This is a genomic window from Pseudomonas sp. fls2-241-R2A-110 (assembly GCF_030209165.1).
In the GTDB taxonomy this organism is placed as follows: Bacteria; Pseudomonadota; Gammaproteobacteria; order Pseudomonadales; family Pseudomonadaceae; genus Aquipseudomonas.
Map to the genome: position 1 here is coordinate 1 of NZ_JARVSN010000013.1, position 13,863 is coordinate 13,863.

Here is a 13,863-nt window from a genome sequence, read left to right on the forward strand (position 1 = left end):
GAGCCTCAGCGAGCGGGCCGAACGTAGGAGCAAGCGTTTTTTTGCTTACTTTTTTTAGGCGCTTGTAAAAAAAGTGAGTCGCCGTAAGGGCGAAACCCTAAGTAGCCGTTACCGCAGCAACGAATATACCCCCGCAAAAAATCTCACCGAAGAAACTCGGCCACTTTCTGCACGGCGCAGGCCAAATGCTGCTCATGCGTAAACCCGGAAACCTTGAGCGGCTTCAAATCATGATCCCCCGCCCCCAACCAAAACACCTCAATCCCCGGCGATAGGTCGTAAGCCTCGACCGCCTCACGATTGCCAAGCGCATCCCGCTCGCCTTGCACAATCAACGCCCGAGTCTGCAAAGAAGCCAAATGCTCGACCCGAGGCTTCTCCGGCTTCCCCACCGCATAAAACGGATAACCCAGGCAAACCAAGGCATCAGCCCCCAGCTCATCAGCCAACAGACTGGCCATCCGCCCGCCCATGGACTTGCCACCAATGGCCAGACGCCCAGTGACATGGCGTCGCACCACGGCATACACCTCACGCCAGCATTCCAGCAGTTTTGGCGCCGGATTCGGAGGACGCTTGCCGCCATCGACACGCCTTTGCGCCATGTATGGAAACTCGAAGCGCAATACATTGACGCCTTGAGCCGCAAGGCGCGCAGCCACATCGTCCATCCAGGCACTGTCCATCGGCGCACCGGCACCGTGGGCGAGAATCAGCGTCGCCGATGCTGGCACTGACGCGGCATTCCACAACCATCCATGATCCCGCACACATTGCGCCCATTGATCCCCGTCAATACTGGCCTTGTGCTCTTTGTCCATGCTTGCCTCGCTTTTAGTCTGCCTATAACTCCAGGCGAAGCGGCGCCGCTGGCGCTCACTTCGGCTGAACCGTGGATGGGGAACCATGAACACTTCTATCAGTACCGCCTACAACTACAAGGTGGTCCGCCAATTCGCCATTATGACGGTGGTGTGGGGCATCGTCGGCATGGGCCTCGGGGTTTTTCTCGCGGCCCAATTGGTCTGGCCCGAACTCAACTTCAATTTGCCGTGGACCAGTTTCGGGCGGTTGCGCCCGCTGCACACCAACGCGGTGATCTTCGCCTTTGGCGGTTGCGCCCTGTTCGCCAGTTCGTTCTATTCGGTGCAACGCACCTGCCAGACCCAATTGTTCGCGCCGAAAATCGCCGCGTTCTGCTTCTGGGGCTGGCAACTGGTCATTCTGCTGGCGGCTATCAGCCTGCCGCTGGGTTACACCAGTTCCAAGGAATACGCCGAGCTGGAATGGCCGATCGATATCCTGATCACCATCGTCTGGGTCGCCTACGCCATCGTCTTCTTTGGCACGCTGGCCAAGCGCAAGACCAAACACATCTACGTCGGCAACTGGTTCTTCGGTGCATTCATCATCACCGTGGCGATCCTGCACATCGTCAACAACCTTGAATTGCCAGTGAGTTTCACCAAGTCCTACTCGGTGTACGCCGGTGCGACCGATGCAATGGTCCAGTGGTGGTACGGGCACAACGCCGTAGGCTTTTTCCTCACCGCTGGTTTCCTGGGGATGATGTATTACTTCGTGCCGAAGCAGGCCGAGCGCCCGGTGTATTCCTATCGTTTGTCCATCGTGCACTTTTGGGCGCTGATCACCCTGTACATCTGGGCCGGCCCGCACCACTTGCACTACACCGCGCTGCCCGACTGGGCGCAGTCGCTGGGCATGGTGATGTCACTGATCCTGCTGGCGCCAAGCTGGGGCGGGATGATCAACGGCATGATGACGCTCTCGGGCGCCTGGCATAAATTGCGCAGCGACCCGATCCTGCGCTTCCTCGTGGTGTCCCTGGCCTTCTACGGCATGTCGACCTTCGAAGGTCCGATGATGGCGATCAAGACGGTCAATGCCCTCTCCCACTACACCGACTGGACCATCGGCCACGTTCACGCCGGTGCGCTCGGCTGGGTGGCGATGATTTCCATCGGTGCGCTGTATCACATGATCCCGAAAATCTTCGGTCGCGCGCAGATGCACAGCATCGGCCTGATCAACGCGCACTTCTGGCTCGCGACCATCGGCACCGTGCTGTACATCGCCTCGATGTGGGTCAACGGTATCGCCCAAGGCCTGATGTGGCGCGCCGTCAACGAAGACGGCACGCTGACCTACTCCTTCGTCGAAACCCTGGTGGCCAGCCACCCAGGCTTCGTCGTGCGACTGGTGGGCGGTGCAATCTTCCTCAGTGGCATGTTCCTGATGGCTTACAACACCTGGCGTACCGTGCGGGCCTCGCAGCCTGCCGAAGTCGCCGCTGCCGCGCAGATGGCCTGAGGAGTCCGCCATGAAACACGAAACAATCGAGAAAAACGTCGGCCTGCTGATGCTGCTGATGATTCTGGCCGTGAGCATCGGCGGTCTTACCCAGATCGTCCCGCTGTTCTTTCAGGACGTGACCAACAAACCGGTGGAAGGCATGAAGCCCTACACCGCGTTGCAACTGGAAGGACGTGACATCTACATCCGCGAAGGCTGCGTCGGTTGCCACTCGCAGATGATCCGTCCGTTCCGGGCCGAGACCGAACGCTACGGCCACTACTCGGTGGCTGGCGAGAGCGTCTGGGATCACCCCTTCCTGTGGGGCTCCAAACGCACCGGGCCGGACCTGGCACGGGTCGGCGGCCGTTACTCCGAAGACTGGCACCGCGCGCACTTGTACAACCCGCGCAACGTCGTGCCGGAATCGAAGATGCCGGCCTATCCGTGGCTGGTGGCCAATCAACTCGACAGCAGCCACACCGAAACCAAGATCAAGACCATGCGCACCTTGGGCGTGCCCTACACCGACGACGACATCGCCGGTGCAACGGCCTCGCTCAAGGGCAAGACCGAAATGGACGCCCTGGTCGCCTACCTGCAAGTGCTCGGCACTGCCATCAAGAGCAAGAGGTGAGCCATGGTCGTTGAGTTAAGCAGTGGAATGATCCGGGGCTTAGGCACGGTCGTGGTGTTCGTGGCCTTCGTTGGCCTGACGTTGTGGGTGTTCAACAGCAAGCGCAACCCGGAATTCGCCGAAGCGCGCCTGCTGCCGTTCGCCGACGAACCACAACCCGATAGCCCCCAAGAACCCGCAACAACAAGGAGTACCCGGCCATGACCACCTTCTGGAGTACGTGGATCTGCGTACTGACCATCGGCAGCCTGATCGGCCTGACCTGGCTGCTGATCGGCACCCGCAAGGGCGAAACCAAGGGCAGCGTCGACCAGACCATGGGCCATAGCTTCGACGGCATCGAGGAGTATGACAATCCGCTGCCGCAGTGGTGGTTCATGCTGTTCGCCGGCACGCTGGTGTTTGCCGTGGGCTATCTGATCCTTTATCCCGGCCTGGGCAACTGGAAAGGCGTCCTGCCGGGTTACGAGGACGGCTGGACCGGCGTCCACGAATGGGAAAAGGAGATGAACAAGGCTGACGCTAAGTTTGGGCCGATCTTCGCCAAATTCGCCGCCATGCCGGTGGAAGAAGTGGCCAAGGACCCACAAGCGCTGAAAATGGGCGGTCGTCTGTTCGCCTCCAACTGCTCGGTCTGCCACGGCTCGGATGCCAAGGGCGCCTTCGGCTTCCCGAACCTGACCGACGCCGACTGGCGCTGGGGCGGTGCTGCCGACACCATCAAGACCACCATCATGGGCGGTCGCATGGCGGCAATGCCGGCCTGGGGCGAAATCCTCGGTGAAACCGGCGTGAAAAACGTCGCCGCGTATGTGCGTCACGAACTGGCCGGCCTGCCATTGCCAGCCGACAGTGGTGCCGATGTGCAGGCCGGACAGCAACTGTTCAGCACCACCTGCGTAGCCTGTCACGGGGCAAACGGCCAGGGCACTGAAGCCATGGGGGCGCCGAATCTGACGCACCCGGCCGGATTTATCTACGGTTCAAGCCTGGCGCAACTGCAACAAACGATTCGTCATGGCCGCCAGGGCCATATGCCGGCGCAGAACGAATTGCTCGGTAACGATAAGGTGCAACTGCTGGCTGCGTATGTTTACAGCCTGTCTCACGGTCTGAGCACCGAGCGCTTGCAAGCTGAAGGCAAACGCGAATAAATCTCGACCGCTCTATTGCCGCATTCTCCCGGATGCGGCAGTTCCCTGCCTTTTTGCGACCAAGTGTCGCACCCCTCCTTGGGTCCTTCCTTTCGGTTCACCAGAATCGGGTCTAAGCTTCTGCGATGCGAACTGGCATGAGCCGGTTCCAGGTCGACCCAACCCGATGCGTTCGACGAATTCGCTCGATGACAGGCCGCAAAGGCTGGTAGATACCGGCTGTCGTGCCAATTGCCGTCTGTCACCCGATCGTTGCGTTTGAACACAGCCCGTTACAACTGACCTGACCCCCTCACCCTTTTCGTTCGCTGCGACATTTTGTCCGGGGCCAATTTTGTCCTTACGCGGCGCATGGAAAGGCCGCAGAATCAGCTTTTGAAAGCATTGATCCAGGTCATGGCGCGTTGCAATGACCCCCTGCTTTCTCCATACTTGCGACCGATTTTTACTCCTAATAAAACACCCAAACCGTGGAACCTTAGAATGAGCACAGCAATCAGTCCGACTGCTTATAACTATAAGGTAGTCCGCCAGTTCGCCATCATGACGGTGGTCTGGGGGATCCTTGGCATGGGGCTTGGTGTCTTCATCGCCTCACAGCTTGTATGGCCGGAATTGAACTTCGGTCTGCCGTGGACGACTTTTGGACGCTTACGCCCGTTGCACACCAACCTGGTGATTTTCGCCTTCGGTGGTTGTGCACTGTTTGCCACTTCTTATTACGTCGTGCAGCGAACCTGCCAAACGCGACTGATTTCCGACAGTCTCGCCGCCTTCCACTTCTGGGGATGGCAAGCGGTGATCATCGGCGCCATCGTTACCTTGCCGCTGGGTTACACCACCACCAAGGAATACGCTGAGCTGGAATGGCCCCTGGCTATTTTGCTGGCCATCGTCTGGGTTGTTTACGGTCTGGTGTTCTTCGGCACCATCGTCAAGCGCAAGACCAAGCACATCTACGTCGGTAACTGGTTCTACGGCGCGTTCATCGTCGTGACGGCGATGCTGCACATCGTCAACCACATGTCGCTGCCGGTCAGCCTGTTCAAGTCCTACTCCGCCTATGCGGGTGCCACGGACGCGATGATTCAGTGGTGGTACGGCCACAACGCGGTCGGTTTCTTCCTGACCACCGGCTTCCTGGGGATGATGTACTACTTCGTTCCGAAGCAGGCCGAGCGTCCGATCTACTCCTATCGCCTGTCGATCGTGCACTTCTGGGCGCTGATCACCCTGTACATCTGGGCCGGTCCGCACCACCTGCACTACACCGCACTGCCGGACTGGGCTCAGTCCCTGGGCATGGCGATGTCGATCATTCTGCTGGCTCCAAGCTGGGGCGGCATGATCAACGGCATGATGACCCTGTCGGGCGCCTGGCATAAGCTGCGCACCGACCCGATCCTGCGCTTCCTGGTGGTATCGCTGGCGTTCTACGGCATGTCGACCTTCGAAGGCCCGATGATGGCCATCAAGACCGTGAACTCGCTGTCGCACTACACCGACTGGACCATCGGCCACGTACACGCCGGCGCTCTTGGCTGGGTAGCGATGATCTCGATCGGCGCCATCTACCACATGATCCCGAAACTGTTCGGTCGTGCGCAGATGCACAGCATCGGCCTGATCAACACGCACTTCTGGCTCGCAACCATCGGTACCGTTCTGTACATCGCCTCGATGTGGGTCAACGGCATCACCCAGGGCCTGATGTGGCGTGCAATCAACGACGACGGCACCCTCACCTACTCGTTCGTCGAAGCGCTGCAAGCCAGCCACCCTGGCTACATCGTTCGCGCCCTGGGCGGTGCGTTCTTCGCCAGCGGCATGCTGTTCATGGCCTACAACGTATGGCGTACCGTACGTGCCTCGAACCCGGCAGAAGCCAAAGCCGCTGAACAGATTGCTGTAGTTGGAGCTCACTGATGAAGCATGAAGCAGTCGAGAAGAACATTGGCCTGCTGGCCTTCTTCATGGTTATCGCCGTCAGCATCGGCGGCCTGACCCAGATCGTTCCGCTGTTTTTCCAGGACGTCACCAACAAGCCGGTCGAAGGCATGAAGCCTCGTCCCGCGCTTGAAGTCGAAGGACGCGACGTGTTCATCGCCAACGGTTGTGTCGGCTGCCACTCGCAGATGATCCGCCCGTTCCGTGCTGAAACCGAACGTTACGGCCACTACTCGGTTGCCGGTGAAAGCGTCTGGGACCACCCGTTCCTGTGGGGTTCCAAGCGTACCGGTCCGGACCTGGCCCGCGTCGGCGGTCGTTACTCCGATGACTGGCAGCGTGCGCACTTGTACAACCCGCGCAACGTAGTGCCTGAGTCGAAAATGCCGGCCTACCCGTTCCTCGTGGAAAACAAGCTCGACGGCAAAGACACCGCCAAGAAACTGGAAGTCTTGCGCACGCTCGGCGTCCCTTACACCGACGAAGACATCGCCGGCGCCAAGGATGCTGTGAAGGGCAAAACCGAAATGGACGCGCTGGTGGCCTATCTGCAAGGCCTGGGCACCATCATCAAAAGCAAACGGTGATTTAGATGGATATCGGGATGATTCGTGGCCTGGGCACCGTTGTTGTGATGGTGGCCTTCATCGGTCTGGCGTTGTGGGTATTCAGCCCCAAGCGCAAGTCGGAGTTTGAAGACGCGACCTTGCTGCCTTTCGCGGATGATCCCGAAGCCATCAAGCACGTCGAGCAAGCTTCTAGGAGTAACAAAGAATGACTACGTTCTGGAGTCTGTACGTCACAGTCCTCAGTCTCGGCACCATCTTCGCCTTGACCTGGCTGCTGCTGTCCACCCGCAAGGGCCAGCGCAGCGAAGCCACCGAAGAAACGGTTGGCCACTCCTTCGACGGGATCGAGGAGTACGACAACCCACTGCCAAAATGGTGGTTCATGCTGTTCGTGGGCACCATCATCTTCGCTCTGGGCTACCTGGTGCTGTACCCGGGCCTGGGCAACTGGAAAGGCCTGCTGCCAGGTTACAACTACCTGGATAACGACAAGCAAACCGCGTTCGCCAACGGCCAGTCCGGCTGGACCGGCGTTCACGAGTGGGAAAAGGAAATGGCCAAGTCGGACGCCAGGTTCGGTCCGATCTTCGCCAAGTTCGCTTCCATGCCAATCGAAGAAGTGGCCAAGGACCCGCAAGCCCTGAAGATGGGTGGCCGTCTGTTCGCCTCCAACTGCTCGGTCTGCCACGGCTCCGACGCCAAGGGCGCTTATGGTTTCCCGAACCTGACCGACGCCGACTGGCGCTGGGGCGGCGAGCCGCAAACCATCAAGACCACCATCATGGGTGGCCGTCACGCGGTCATGCCGGCGTGGGCTGACGTGATCGGCGAGCAAGGCGTTGCGGACGTTGCGTCGTTCGTGCTGACCAACCTCGACGGCCGCAAGCTGCCGGAAGGCACCAAGGCTGACCCGGTTGCCGGCCAGAAGCTGTTCGCCGCCAACTGCGTGGCTTGCCACGGTCCGGAAGGCAAAGGTACACCAGCGATGGGCGCACCTAACCTGACCCACCCGGCAGCGTTCATCTACGGTTCGAGCTTCGCTCAACTGCAGCAGACCATCCGTTACGGCCGTCAGGGCCAGATGCCTGCGCAAGAACTGCTGCAAGGCAACGACAAGGTTCACCTGCTGGCCGCTTACGTCTACAGCCTTTCTCACGGTGAGAAGGCTCCGGCGGCAGACGCTCAGTAAGGTAAATGCTTGATGCAATAAAAAAGGCCCCGCCAGTGATCTGACGGGGCCTTTTTTATGGGCGACTGGCCCAGATCGATTTCACCGGCACGGTATCCAGCAGCTTTCGGGTCTGCCATTGGTTATTCGTCACAAGGTTGATATGCAATTGCTTGCGATCATCCGAGAAGCTGGCAATCAGGTAGGTCTGCTGGGAAGTGGCGCCGCTGAGGTACATTGGCACGCCATTCACTTCATAGGCATCGCCACCATTTTGGTGGTAATGACCGGCAAAAATGGCAGTGACCTCATACTTCCTGATCATTTGCTGGAAACGCCTCACTTGCTCACTGTTCCCCATCATTTCCTCCGGCTTGTGCATGTTGATAATGATGGCGTAGCCCTGAATCCGAGCGTGTCTCAAATCGGTTTCCAGCCAATCCAGGGTACTGGTGATATCGAAGGTCGTCGGGTTTAACGCATGAGAAATCCTGGTCGCATAGGTCGGCTCATTATTGAGTTGCACCATATGGACTTCACCGATGTTCTTGGAATAGGCGAGGCTGCCCGAATACTGCCGACTGATGAAACTGCCCGTAATGTTCAGATCAAAATTATCAACCTTGCCTTCATGATGTTCTTTAAACTCCACGATACTGCCTGCCGCACAACTATTACTGAAACAATCATCCACGTTATTCTCATAATCGTGATTACCCAACCCATACAGATAATCGTCCTTGAAGTATTTTTTCAATGCCGAGTTCATGTAAGAGCGCTGCCAGCCGTGACCGAAAGCGGTGATATCACCATTAATCATGAGCGGCACATGGGATTGCGCATTGTTTTTCCGAAAGTCCGCAATACTCGCAAACTGGGTCTCTACCAGCCATTTTGAACGGCTATTGAAATCTGTTTCTGATTCAGGCTCTCTGCGGTCGAGCTTATCGGTCCAGGGGTATTGCGTATCCGAAGCGAATATCATGTAACGTGGAGCACCCTCCACTGAATAGGCCAAAGGCATCGTAGACAACAGGCACAAGCCCAACACAAACTGCTTAACTTTCTTGACAATCATGAAATTCCGTTTCCATTAGTATTAAGTAAAGTGCAATCAAAACAGCACCCAACCAACTTAATGAAAACGAACAAAAACCTCAAACAACTAACCAGAGCCAATTAAATAAATATATTTCCGCAACCCGGAATTAATACAGAAGAACAACTTCGCCCAACTTTCTTTTTGCAGCTTATATTCAGCGTGTGGTGAGCCCCACCAGGAAGCCGCTGCGGCCATCCCTTCGGTGATCGGCATGCCGGGCGGCCACGAATCGCATCACCTCCGAATCTGAATCTCGAAAAAACGTCCATAATTGACAAGTCAATTGATTCAAGTCATTACACCGTCAATTGATTTCTACCAACGTGACCAAAGGTCGCACCCTTGAGGTAGAGCTACAGGCGTATCATTGGGCCACTGCTACACCCCTTTTTGACCGCGGTCGGCATGCACTGACCGAGGCATTTTTCCACTGCCGTGGGATGCAATGATGAGCAATCAGATTCCGGTACACGACGTCACACCGCCTGCCAAAAACGCGAACAACAGCGTCGACCTCTACGCCTCCCGAGAAAAGATCTACACCCGAGCCTTCACCGGCCTGTTCCGCAATTTGCGAATGATGGGCGGGGCCTTTTTGTTCCTGTTGTATTTCGGCACGGTCTGGCTGAACTGGGGCGGCCATCAAGCCGTGTGGTGGAACCTGCCGGAGCGTAAATTCTTCATCTTCGGCGCCACCTTCTGGCCTCAGGACTTCATCCTGCTTTCCGGCATCTTGATTGTCAGCGCCTTTGGCCTGTTCTTCATTACCGTGTACGCCGGCCGGGTCTGGTGCGGCTATACCTGTCCGCAAAGCGTCTGGACGTGGATTTTCATGTGGTGCGAAAAGGTCACCGAAGGCGACCGCAACCAGCGCATCAAACTCGACAAGGCGCCGATGAGCGCCAACAAGCTCCTGCGTAAACTCAGCAAACACTCGATGTGGCTGTTGATCGGCTTCGTGACCGGCATGACCTTCGTCGGTTACTTCTCGCCCATTCGCGAACTGACCATCGATTTCTTCACCGGCGAAGCGGATGGCTGGTCGTATTTCTGGGTCGCGTTCTTCACCCTCGCCACCTACGGCAACGCCGGCTGGCTGCGCGAGCAAGTGTGCATTTACATGTGCCCCTATGCGCGCTTCCAGAGCGTGATGTTCGACAAGGACACGCTGATCGTTTCCTACGATCCACGTCGCGGCGAAAGCCGTGGCCCGCGCAAGAAAGGCATTGACTACAAGGCCCAGGGCCTTGGCGACTGCATCGATTGCACCATGTGCGTGCAGGTTTGCCCGACCGGGATCGACATCCGCGATGGCCTGCAGATTGAGTGCATCGGCTGCGCCGCCTGCATCGATGCCTGCGACAGCATCATGGACAAAATGGACTACCCACGCGGTTTGATCAGCTACACCACCGAACATAACCTGTCCGGGCAAAAAACCCATAAACTGCGCCCGCGCCTGATCGGCTACGCCTTGGTGCTGCTGACCATGATGGGCTTGCTGGCCGGCGCGTTCTTCATGCGTTCGCTGGTCGGTTTCGACGTCAGCAAGGACCGCGTGCTGTACCGCGAGAACGCCGAAGGCCGGATCGAAAACGTCTACAGCCTGAAGATCATGAACAAAGACCAGCGTGACCACACCTACGTGCTGGAAGCCTCTGGTTTGCCGGACCTGAAGCTGCAAGGCAAGCGTGAAATCAAAGTCGCCGCCGGGGAGATTTTCAGCCAGCCCGTGGAATTGTCCATGGCGCCGGAGAAATTGCCGTCGAGCACCAACGAGGTCAAATTCACCCTCAAGGATGCCGACGACAACAGTGTCCACGTTGAAGCCAAGAGCCGATTCATCGGCCCACAAATTCGTTGAGAGAAGTGATCATGCCCGCAGCAAATGCCGCAAGCCCTTGGTACAAGCATCTTTGGCCATGGATCATCATTGCCATCCTGGCGTGCTCCGTGACCCTGACCTTGTCCATGGTGACGATCGCGGTGAACAATCCCGACAACCTGGTCAATGACAATTACTACGAGGCCGGCAAAGGCATCAACCGCTCCCTGGACCGCGAACTGCTGGCACAGACCCTGTTGCTGCGTGCCAGCGTGCATCTGGACGACGTGACGGGCGAAGTCGACTTGCGCCTGAGCGGCAACAGTCAACCCAAGACCCTTCAACTGAACCTGATCTCACCGACCCAACCCGAGAAGGATCGCAAGATCACCCTCGCCCGCAGCGAAACCGAACAAGGCCGCTACATCGGCCAGCTGAGTGACAAGATTGAAGGCCGTCGCTTTGTCGAATTGCTGGGTGTGCAGGACGACAAGACCTGGCGTCTGTTCGAGGAAGAACAGGTCAGCCATGACAAAGACCTGATGCTGGGCGACGAGCCGCTGCAGGGCGCCGAAGACCTGAAGAAGTAAAAAGCCTGCGCATTGCGAATCGCGGGCAAGCCCGCGAAGAGGCCCTATCCGACGACATAGACTCTGCGGCACCAGTGAAAATCCAATGACCACCCCACTCCCTTGCTACCACTGCGCCCTGCCCGTCCCGGCCGGCAGCCGCTTCACCGCCGCAGTCCTCGGTGAAACCCGCGAGTTCTGCTGCCCTGGGTGCCAGGCCGTGGCTGAAGCGATCGTGGCCGGTGGCCTGGAAAGCTATTACCAGCATCGCAGCGAATCCTCAGCCAACCCCGAAGCCTTGCCCGTGCAGTTGGTGGATGAGCTGGCGCTGTACGACCGCGCCGACGTGCAACAACCGTTTGTGCGCCACGACGGCGAACTCGCCGAAACCACCTTGTTGATGGAGGGCATCAGCTGCGCCGCCTGCGGCTGGCTGATCGAGAAACACTTGCGCGGTTTGCCGGCGGTAGCCGAGGCGCGGTTGAACCTGTCCAATCATCGCCTGCATGTACGCTGGGCTGACGCGCAATTGCCACTGAGCCAGGTGCTCTGCGAATTGCGCCACATCGGCTACGCCGCCCACCCCTATCAAGCCGACCGTGCCAGCGAACAACTGGCCGCCGAAAATCGCCTGGCCCTGCGCCAACTCGGCGTGGCCGGCCTGCTGTGGTTCCAGGCGATGATGGCGACCATGGCCACCTGGCCCGAGTTCAACATCGACTTGAGCCCCGAGCTGCACACCATCCTGCGCTGGGTTGCGCTGTTCCTCACGACGCCGATTGTGTTCTACAGCTGCGCGCCATTCTTCAAAGGCGCCCTGCGCGACCTGCGCACCCGCCACCTGACCATGGATGTTTCAGTGTCATTGGCAATCGGCAGCGCCTACATCGCCGGGATCTGGACGTCGATCAGCGGTGTCGGCGAATTGTATTTCGATGCGGTGGGCATGTTCGCGCTGTTCCTGCTGGCCGGACGTTACCTGGAACGTCGCGCCCGAGAGCGCACCGCCGCCGCCACCGCGCAACTGGTCAATCTGTTGCCCGCCTCGTGCCTGCGCTTGAGCACTGACGGCCAGAGCGAGCGAATCCTGCTCAGCGAATTGCGCGTCGGCGATCAGGTGCTGGTTCACCCCGGCGCAATTCTGCCGGCGGACGGCAAGATCCTCGATGGCCAGTCAAGCATCGACGAATCGCTGCTGACCGGCGAATACCTGCCGCAACCGCGAACGCTGGGCGATGCCGTCACCGCCGGCACGCTCAATGTCGAAGGCGCGTTGACCGTGCAAGTCCTCGCCCTCGGCCAGGACACGCGGCTGTCGGCCATTGTCCGCCTGCTGGACCGCGCCCAGGCCGAAAAGCCGCGCCTGGCGGAAATCGCCGACCGCGCCGCGCAATGGTTTTTGCTGCTGACGCTGATTGCCGTCGTGGCCATCGGCTTGCTCTGGTGGGAACTGGATTCATCTCGCGCCTTCTGGATTGTCCTGGCGATGCTCGTTGCGACGTGCCCGTGCGCCTTGTCGCTGGCCACACCGACCGCCCTCACCGCCGCCACCGGCACCCTGCATAAACTGGGTTTACTGCTGACGCGCGGTCATGTGCTCGAAGGCCTGAACCAGATCGACACAGTGATTTTCGACAAGACCGGCACGCTGACCGAAGGACGCCTGGCATTGCGCTCGATCCGCCCGCTCGGCGAACTCGGCAGCGATCAATGCCTGAGCCTGGCTGCCGCGCTGGAAAACCGCTCCGAACACCCGATTGCACGCGCCTTTGGCCGGGCGCCACTGGCCGCCGAAGAAGTCCACAGCACACCGGGGCTGGGCCTTGAAGGGCTGGTCGGCGCGCAACGCTTGCGCATCGGTCAACCGGGCTTCGTCTGTGAGCTCAGTGGCGCACCCGTGCCGTCGATGCCGGATGAAGCGGGCCAGTGGCTGCTGCTCGGCGACAGCCAGGGACCGCTGGCCTGGTTTGTGCTCGACGACCGCTTGCGCGCCGATGCCCAAACGCTGGTGGACGCCTGCAAGGCCCGTGGCTGGCGCACACTGCTGCTGTCGGGCGACACCTCGCCGATGGTCGCCAGCGTCGCCGCCGAACTGGGCATCGATGAAGCTCGGGGCGGCTTGCGCCCGGATGACAAATTGCAGGTCCTGCAACAACTGCACAAGGAAGGCCGCAAGGTGTTGATGCTCGGTGACGGGGTCAACGACGTGCCGGTGCTGGCCGCCGCCGATATCAGCGTGGCGATGGGCTCGGCCACCGACCTGGCGAAAACCAGTGCCGATGCGGTCCTGCTCTCGAACCGCCTCGAGGCGTTGGTGCAAGCCTTCAGCCTGGCGCGGCGCACCCGCCGGGTAATCATCGAGAACCTGTTGTGGGCCGGGCTGTACAATGGCCTTATGTTGCCGTTCGCGGCCCTCGGCTGGATCACGCCGATATGGGCCGCGGTCGGCATGTCCATCAGTTCGTTGACCGTGGTGCTGAACGCCCTGCGCCTGACTCGCCTGCCGAGCGCGCCTGCCAGCCGTACCACGCCAGAAACCCGTCCGCTGCCGGCTTGAGCCGCGCGGGCATGGAGTCCAG

13 protein-coding genes are annotated in these 13,863 nt (G+C 59.3%); 11 read left to right on the plus strand and 2 right to left on the minus strand.

Annotated features, from left to right (window positions below; all coding sequences use genetic code 11):
• Positions 1-143: 143 nt before the first annotated feature.
• Complete coding sequence (locus QRN31_RS11495) at positions 144-821, minus strand: alpha/beta family hydrolase (RefSeq protein ID WP_285432097.1); 678 nt, start codon at positions 819-821, stop codon at positions 144-146.
• Positions 822-906: 85 nt separating this feature from the next.
• Between QRN31_RS11495 and ccoN (QRN31_RS11500) the strand changes: the two genes are divergently transcribed.
• From ccoN (QRN31_RS11500) to ccoP (QRN31_RS11535), 8 genes are all read left to right on the plus strand, one after another.
• Positions 907-2,331 (plus strand): cytochrome-c oxidase, cbb3-type subunit I, encoded by a 1,425-nt coding sequence (gene ccoN, locus QRN31_RS11500; RefSeq protein WP_090182066.1) that lies wholly within the window; start codon positions 907-909, stop codon positions 2,329-2,331.
• A gap of 10 nt (positions 2,332-2,341) precedes the next feature.
• Positions 2,342-2,950, plus strand: a complete 609-nt coding sequence (ccoO, locus tag QRN31_RS11505; RefSeq protein WP_285432100.1) for a cytochrome-c oxidase, cbb3-type subunit II — start codon at positions 2,342-2,344, stop codon at positions 2,948-2,950.
• A 3-nt stretch (positions 2,951-2,953) separates the two neighbouring features.
• Positions 2,954-3,154 carry a cbb3-type cytochrome oxidase subunit 3 gene (locus QRN31_RS11510; protein WP_285432102.1) on the plus strand — a complete coding sequence of 67 codons (201 nt, stop codon included), beginning with the start codon at positions 2,954-2,956 and terminating at the stop codon, positions 3,152-3,154.
• Positions 3,151-4,104: a cytochrome-c oxidase, cbb3-type subunit III gene (gene ccoP / locus QRN31_RS11515; protein ID WP_090182061.1), complete on the plus strand. Its 954-nt coding sequence runs from the start codon at positions 3,151-3,153 to the stop codon at positions 4,102-4,104. Before QRN31_RS11510 ends, ccoP (QRN31_RS11515) begins: the two co-directional genes overlap by 4 nt.
• 483 nt (positions 4,105-4,587) lie before the next feature.
• Positions 4,588-6,030 (plus strand): cytochrome-c oxidase, cbb3-type subunit I, encoded by a 1,443-nt coding sequence (gene ccoN / locus QRN31_RS11520; RefSeq protein ID WP_090182059.1) that lies wholly within the window; start codon positions 4,588-4,590, stop codon positions 6,028-6,030.
• A complete protein-coding gene (ccoO, locus tag QRN31_RS11525; RefSeq protein ID WP_054054085.1) occupies positions 6,030-6,638 on the plus strand; it encodes a cytochrome-c oxidase, cbb3-type subunit II in 609 nt (202 codons plus the stop codon). The genes ccoN (QRN31_RS11520) and ccoO (QRN31_RS11525) overlap by 1 nt, the downstream gene beginning before the upstream one ends.
• 5 nt (positions 6,639-6,643) lie before the next feature.
• Positions 6,644-6,829, plus strand: a complete 186-nt coding sequence (locus QRN31_RS11530; RefSeq protein WP_003175465.1) for a CcoQ/FixQ family Cbb3-type cytochrome c oxidase assembly chaperone — start codon at positions 6,644-6,646, stop codon at positions 6,827-6,829.
• Positions 6,826-7,809, plus strand: a complete 984-nt coding sequence (gene ccoP / locus QRN31_RS11535; RefSeq protein ID WP_285432106.1) for a cytochrome-c oxidase, cbb3-type subunit III — start codon at positions 6,826-6,828, stop codon at positions 7,807-7,809. The genes QRN31_RS11530 and ccoP (QRN31_RS11535) overlap by 4 nt, the downstream gene beginning before the upstream one ends.
• 55 nt (positions 7,810-7,864) lie before the next feature.
• On the opposite strand, the gene QRN31_RS11540 is transcribed toward ccoP (QRN31_RS11535), so the two are convergent.
• Positions 7,865-8,866, minus strand: coding sequence for a metallophosphoesterase family protein (locus tag QRN31_RS11540; protein WP_285432107.1), 1,002 nt, complete (start codon positions 8,864-8,866; stop codon positions 7,865-7,867).
• A gap of 472 nt (positions 8,867-9,338) precedes the next feature.
• Here QRN31_RS11540 and ccoG point away from each other — a divergent pair, with 472 nt between their 5' ends.
• From ccoG to QRN31_RS11555, 3 genes are all read left to right on the plus strand, one after another.
• The gene (gene ccoG / locus QRN31_RS11545; RefSeq protein WP_285432108.1) at positions 9,339-10,754 is read left to right on the plus strand and encodes a cytochrome c oxidase accessory protein CcoG; all 1,416 of its coding nucleotides are present in this window, start codon (positions 9,339-9,341) and stop codon (positions 10,752-10,754) included.
• 11 nt (positions 10,755-10,765) lie between these two features.
• On the plus strand, positions 10,766-11,305 hold the full coding sequence (locus tag QRN31_RS11550) for a FixH family protein (RefSeq protein ID WP_285432109.1): 540 nt from the start codon (positions 10,766-10,768) through the stop codon (positions 11,303-11,305).
• A gap of 85 nt (positions 11,306-11,390) precedes the next feature.
• A complete protein-coding gene (locus tag QRN31_RS11555; RefSeq protein ID WP_285432111.1) occupies positions 11,391-13,841 on the plus strand; it encodes a heavy metal translocating P-type ATPase in 2,451 nt (816 codons plus the stop codon).
• Positions 13,842-13,863 lie beyond the last annotated feature (22 nt).

Coding starts and splice junctions, on each gene's coding strand:
- ccoO (WP_054054085.1), top strand. CDS start 6,030: ATGAAGCATGAAGCAGTCGAGAAGAACATTGGCCTGCTGGCCTTCTTC.
- QRN31_RS11495 (WP_285432097.1), bottom strand. CDS start 821: ATGGACAAAGAGCACAAGGCCAGTATTGACGGGGATCAATGGGCGCAA.
- QRN31_RS11550 (WP_285432109.1), top strand. CDS start 10,766: ATGCCCGCAGCAAATGCCGCAAGCCCTTGGTACAAGCATCTTTGGCCA.
- QRN31_RS11540 (WP_285432107.1), bottom strand. CDS start 8,866: ATGATTGTCAAGAAAGTTAAGCAGTTTGTGTTGGGCTTGTGCCTGTTG.
- QRN31_RS11510 (WP_285432102.1), top strand. CDS start 2,954: ATGGTCGTTGAGTTAAGCAGTGGAATGATCCGGGGCTTAGGCACGGTC.
- ccoP (WP_285432106.1), top strand. CDS start 6,826: ATGACTACGTTCTGGAGTCTGTACGTCACAGTCCTCAGTCTCGGCACC.
- ccoN (WP_090182059.1), top strand. CDS start 4,588: ATGAGCACAGCAATCAGTCCGACTGCTTATAACTATAAGGTAGTCCGC.
- ccoN (WP_090182066.1), top strand. CDS start 907: ATGAACACTTCTATCAGTACCGCCTACAACTACAAGGTGGTCCGCCAA.
- QRN31_RS11555 (WP_285432111.1), top strand. CDS start 11,391: ATGACCACCCCACTCCCTTGCTACCACTGCGCCCTGCCCGTCCCGGCC.
- ccoP (WP_090182061.1), top strand. CDS start 3,151: ATGACCACCTTCTGGAGTACGTGGATCTGCGTACTGACCATCGGCAGC.
- ccoG (WP_285432108.1), top strand. CDS start 9,339: ATGAGCAATCAGATTCCGGTACACGACGTCACACCGCCTGCCAAAAAC.
- ccoO (WP_285432100.1), top strand. CDS start 2,342: ATGAAACACGAAACAATCGAGAAAAACGTCGGCCTGCTGATGCTGCTG.
- QRN31_RS11530 (WP_003175465.1), top strand. CDS start 6,644: ATGGATATCGGGATGATTCGTGGCCTGGGCACCGTTGTTGTGATGGTG.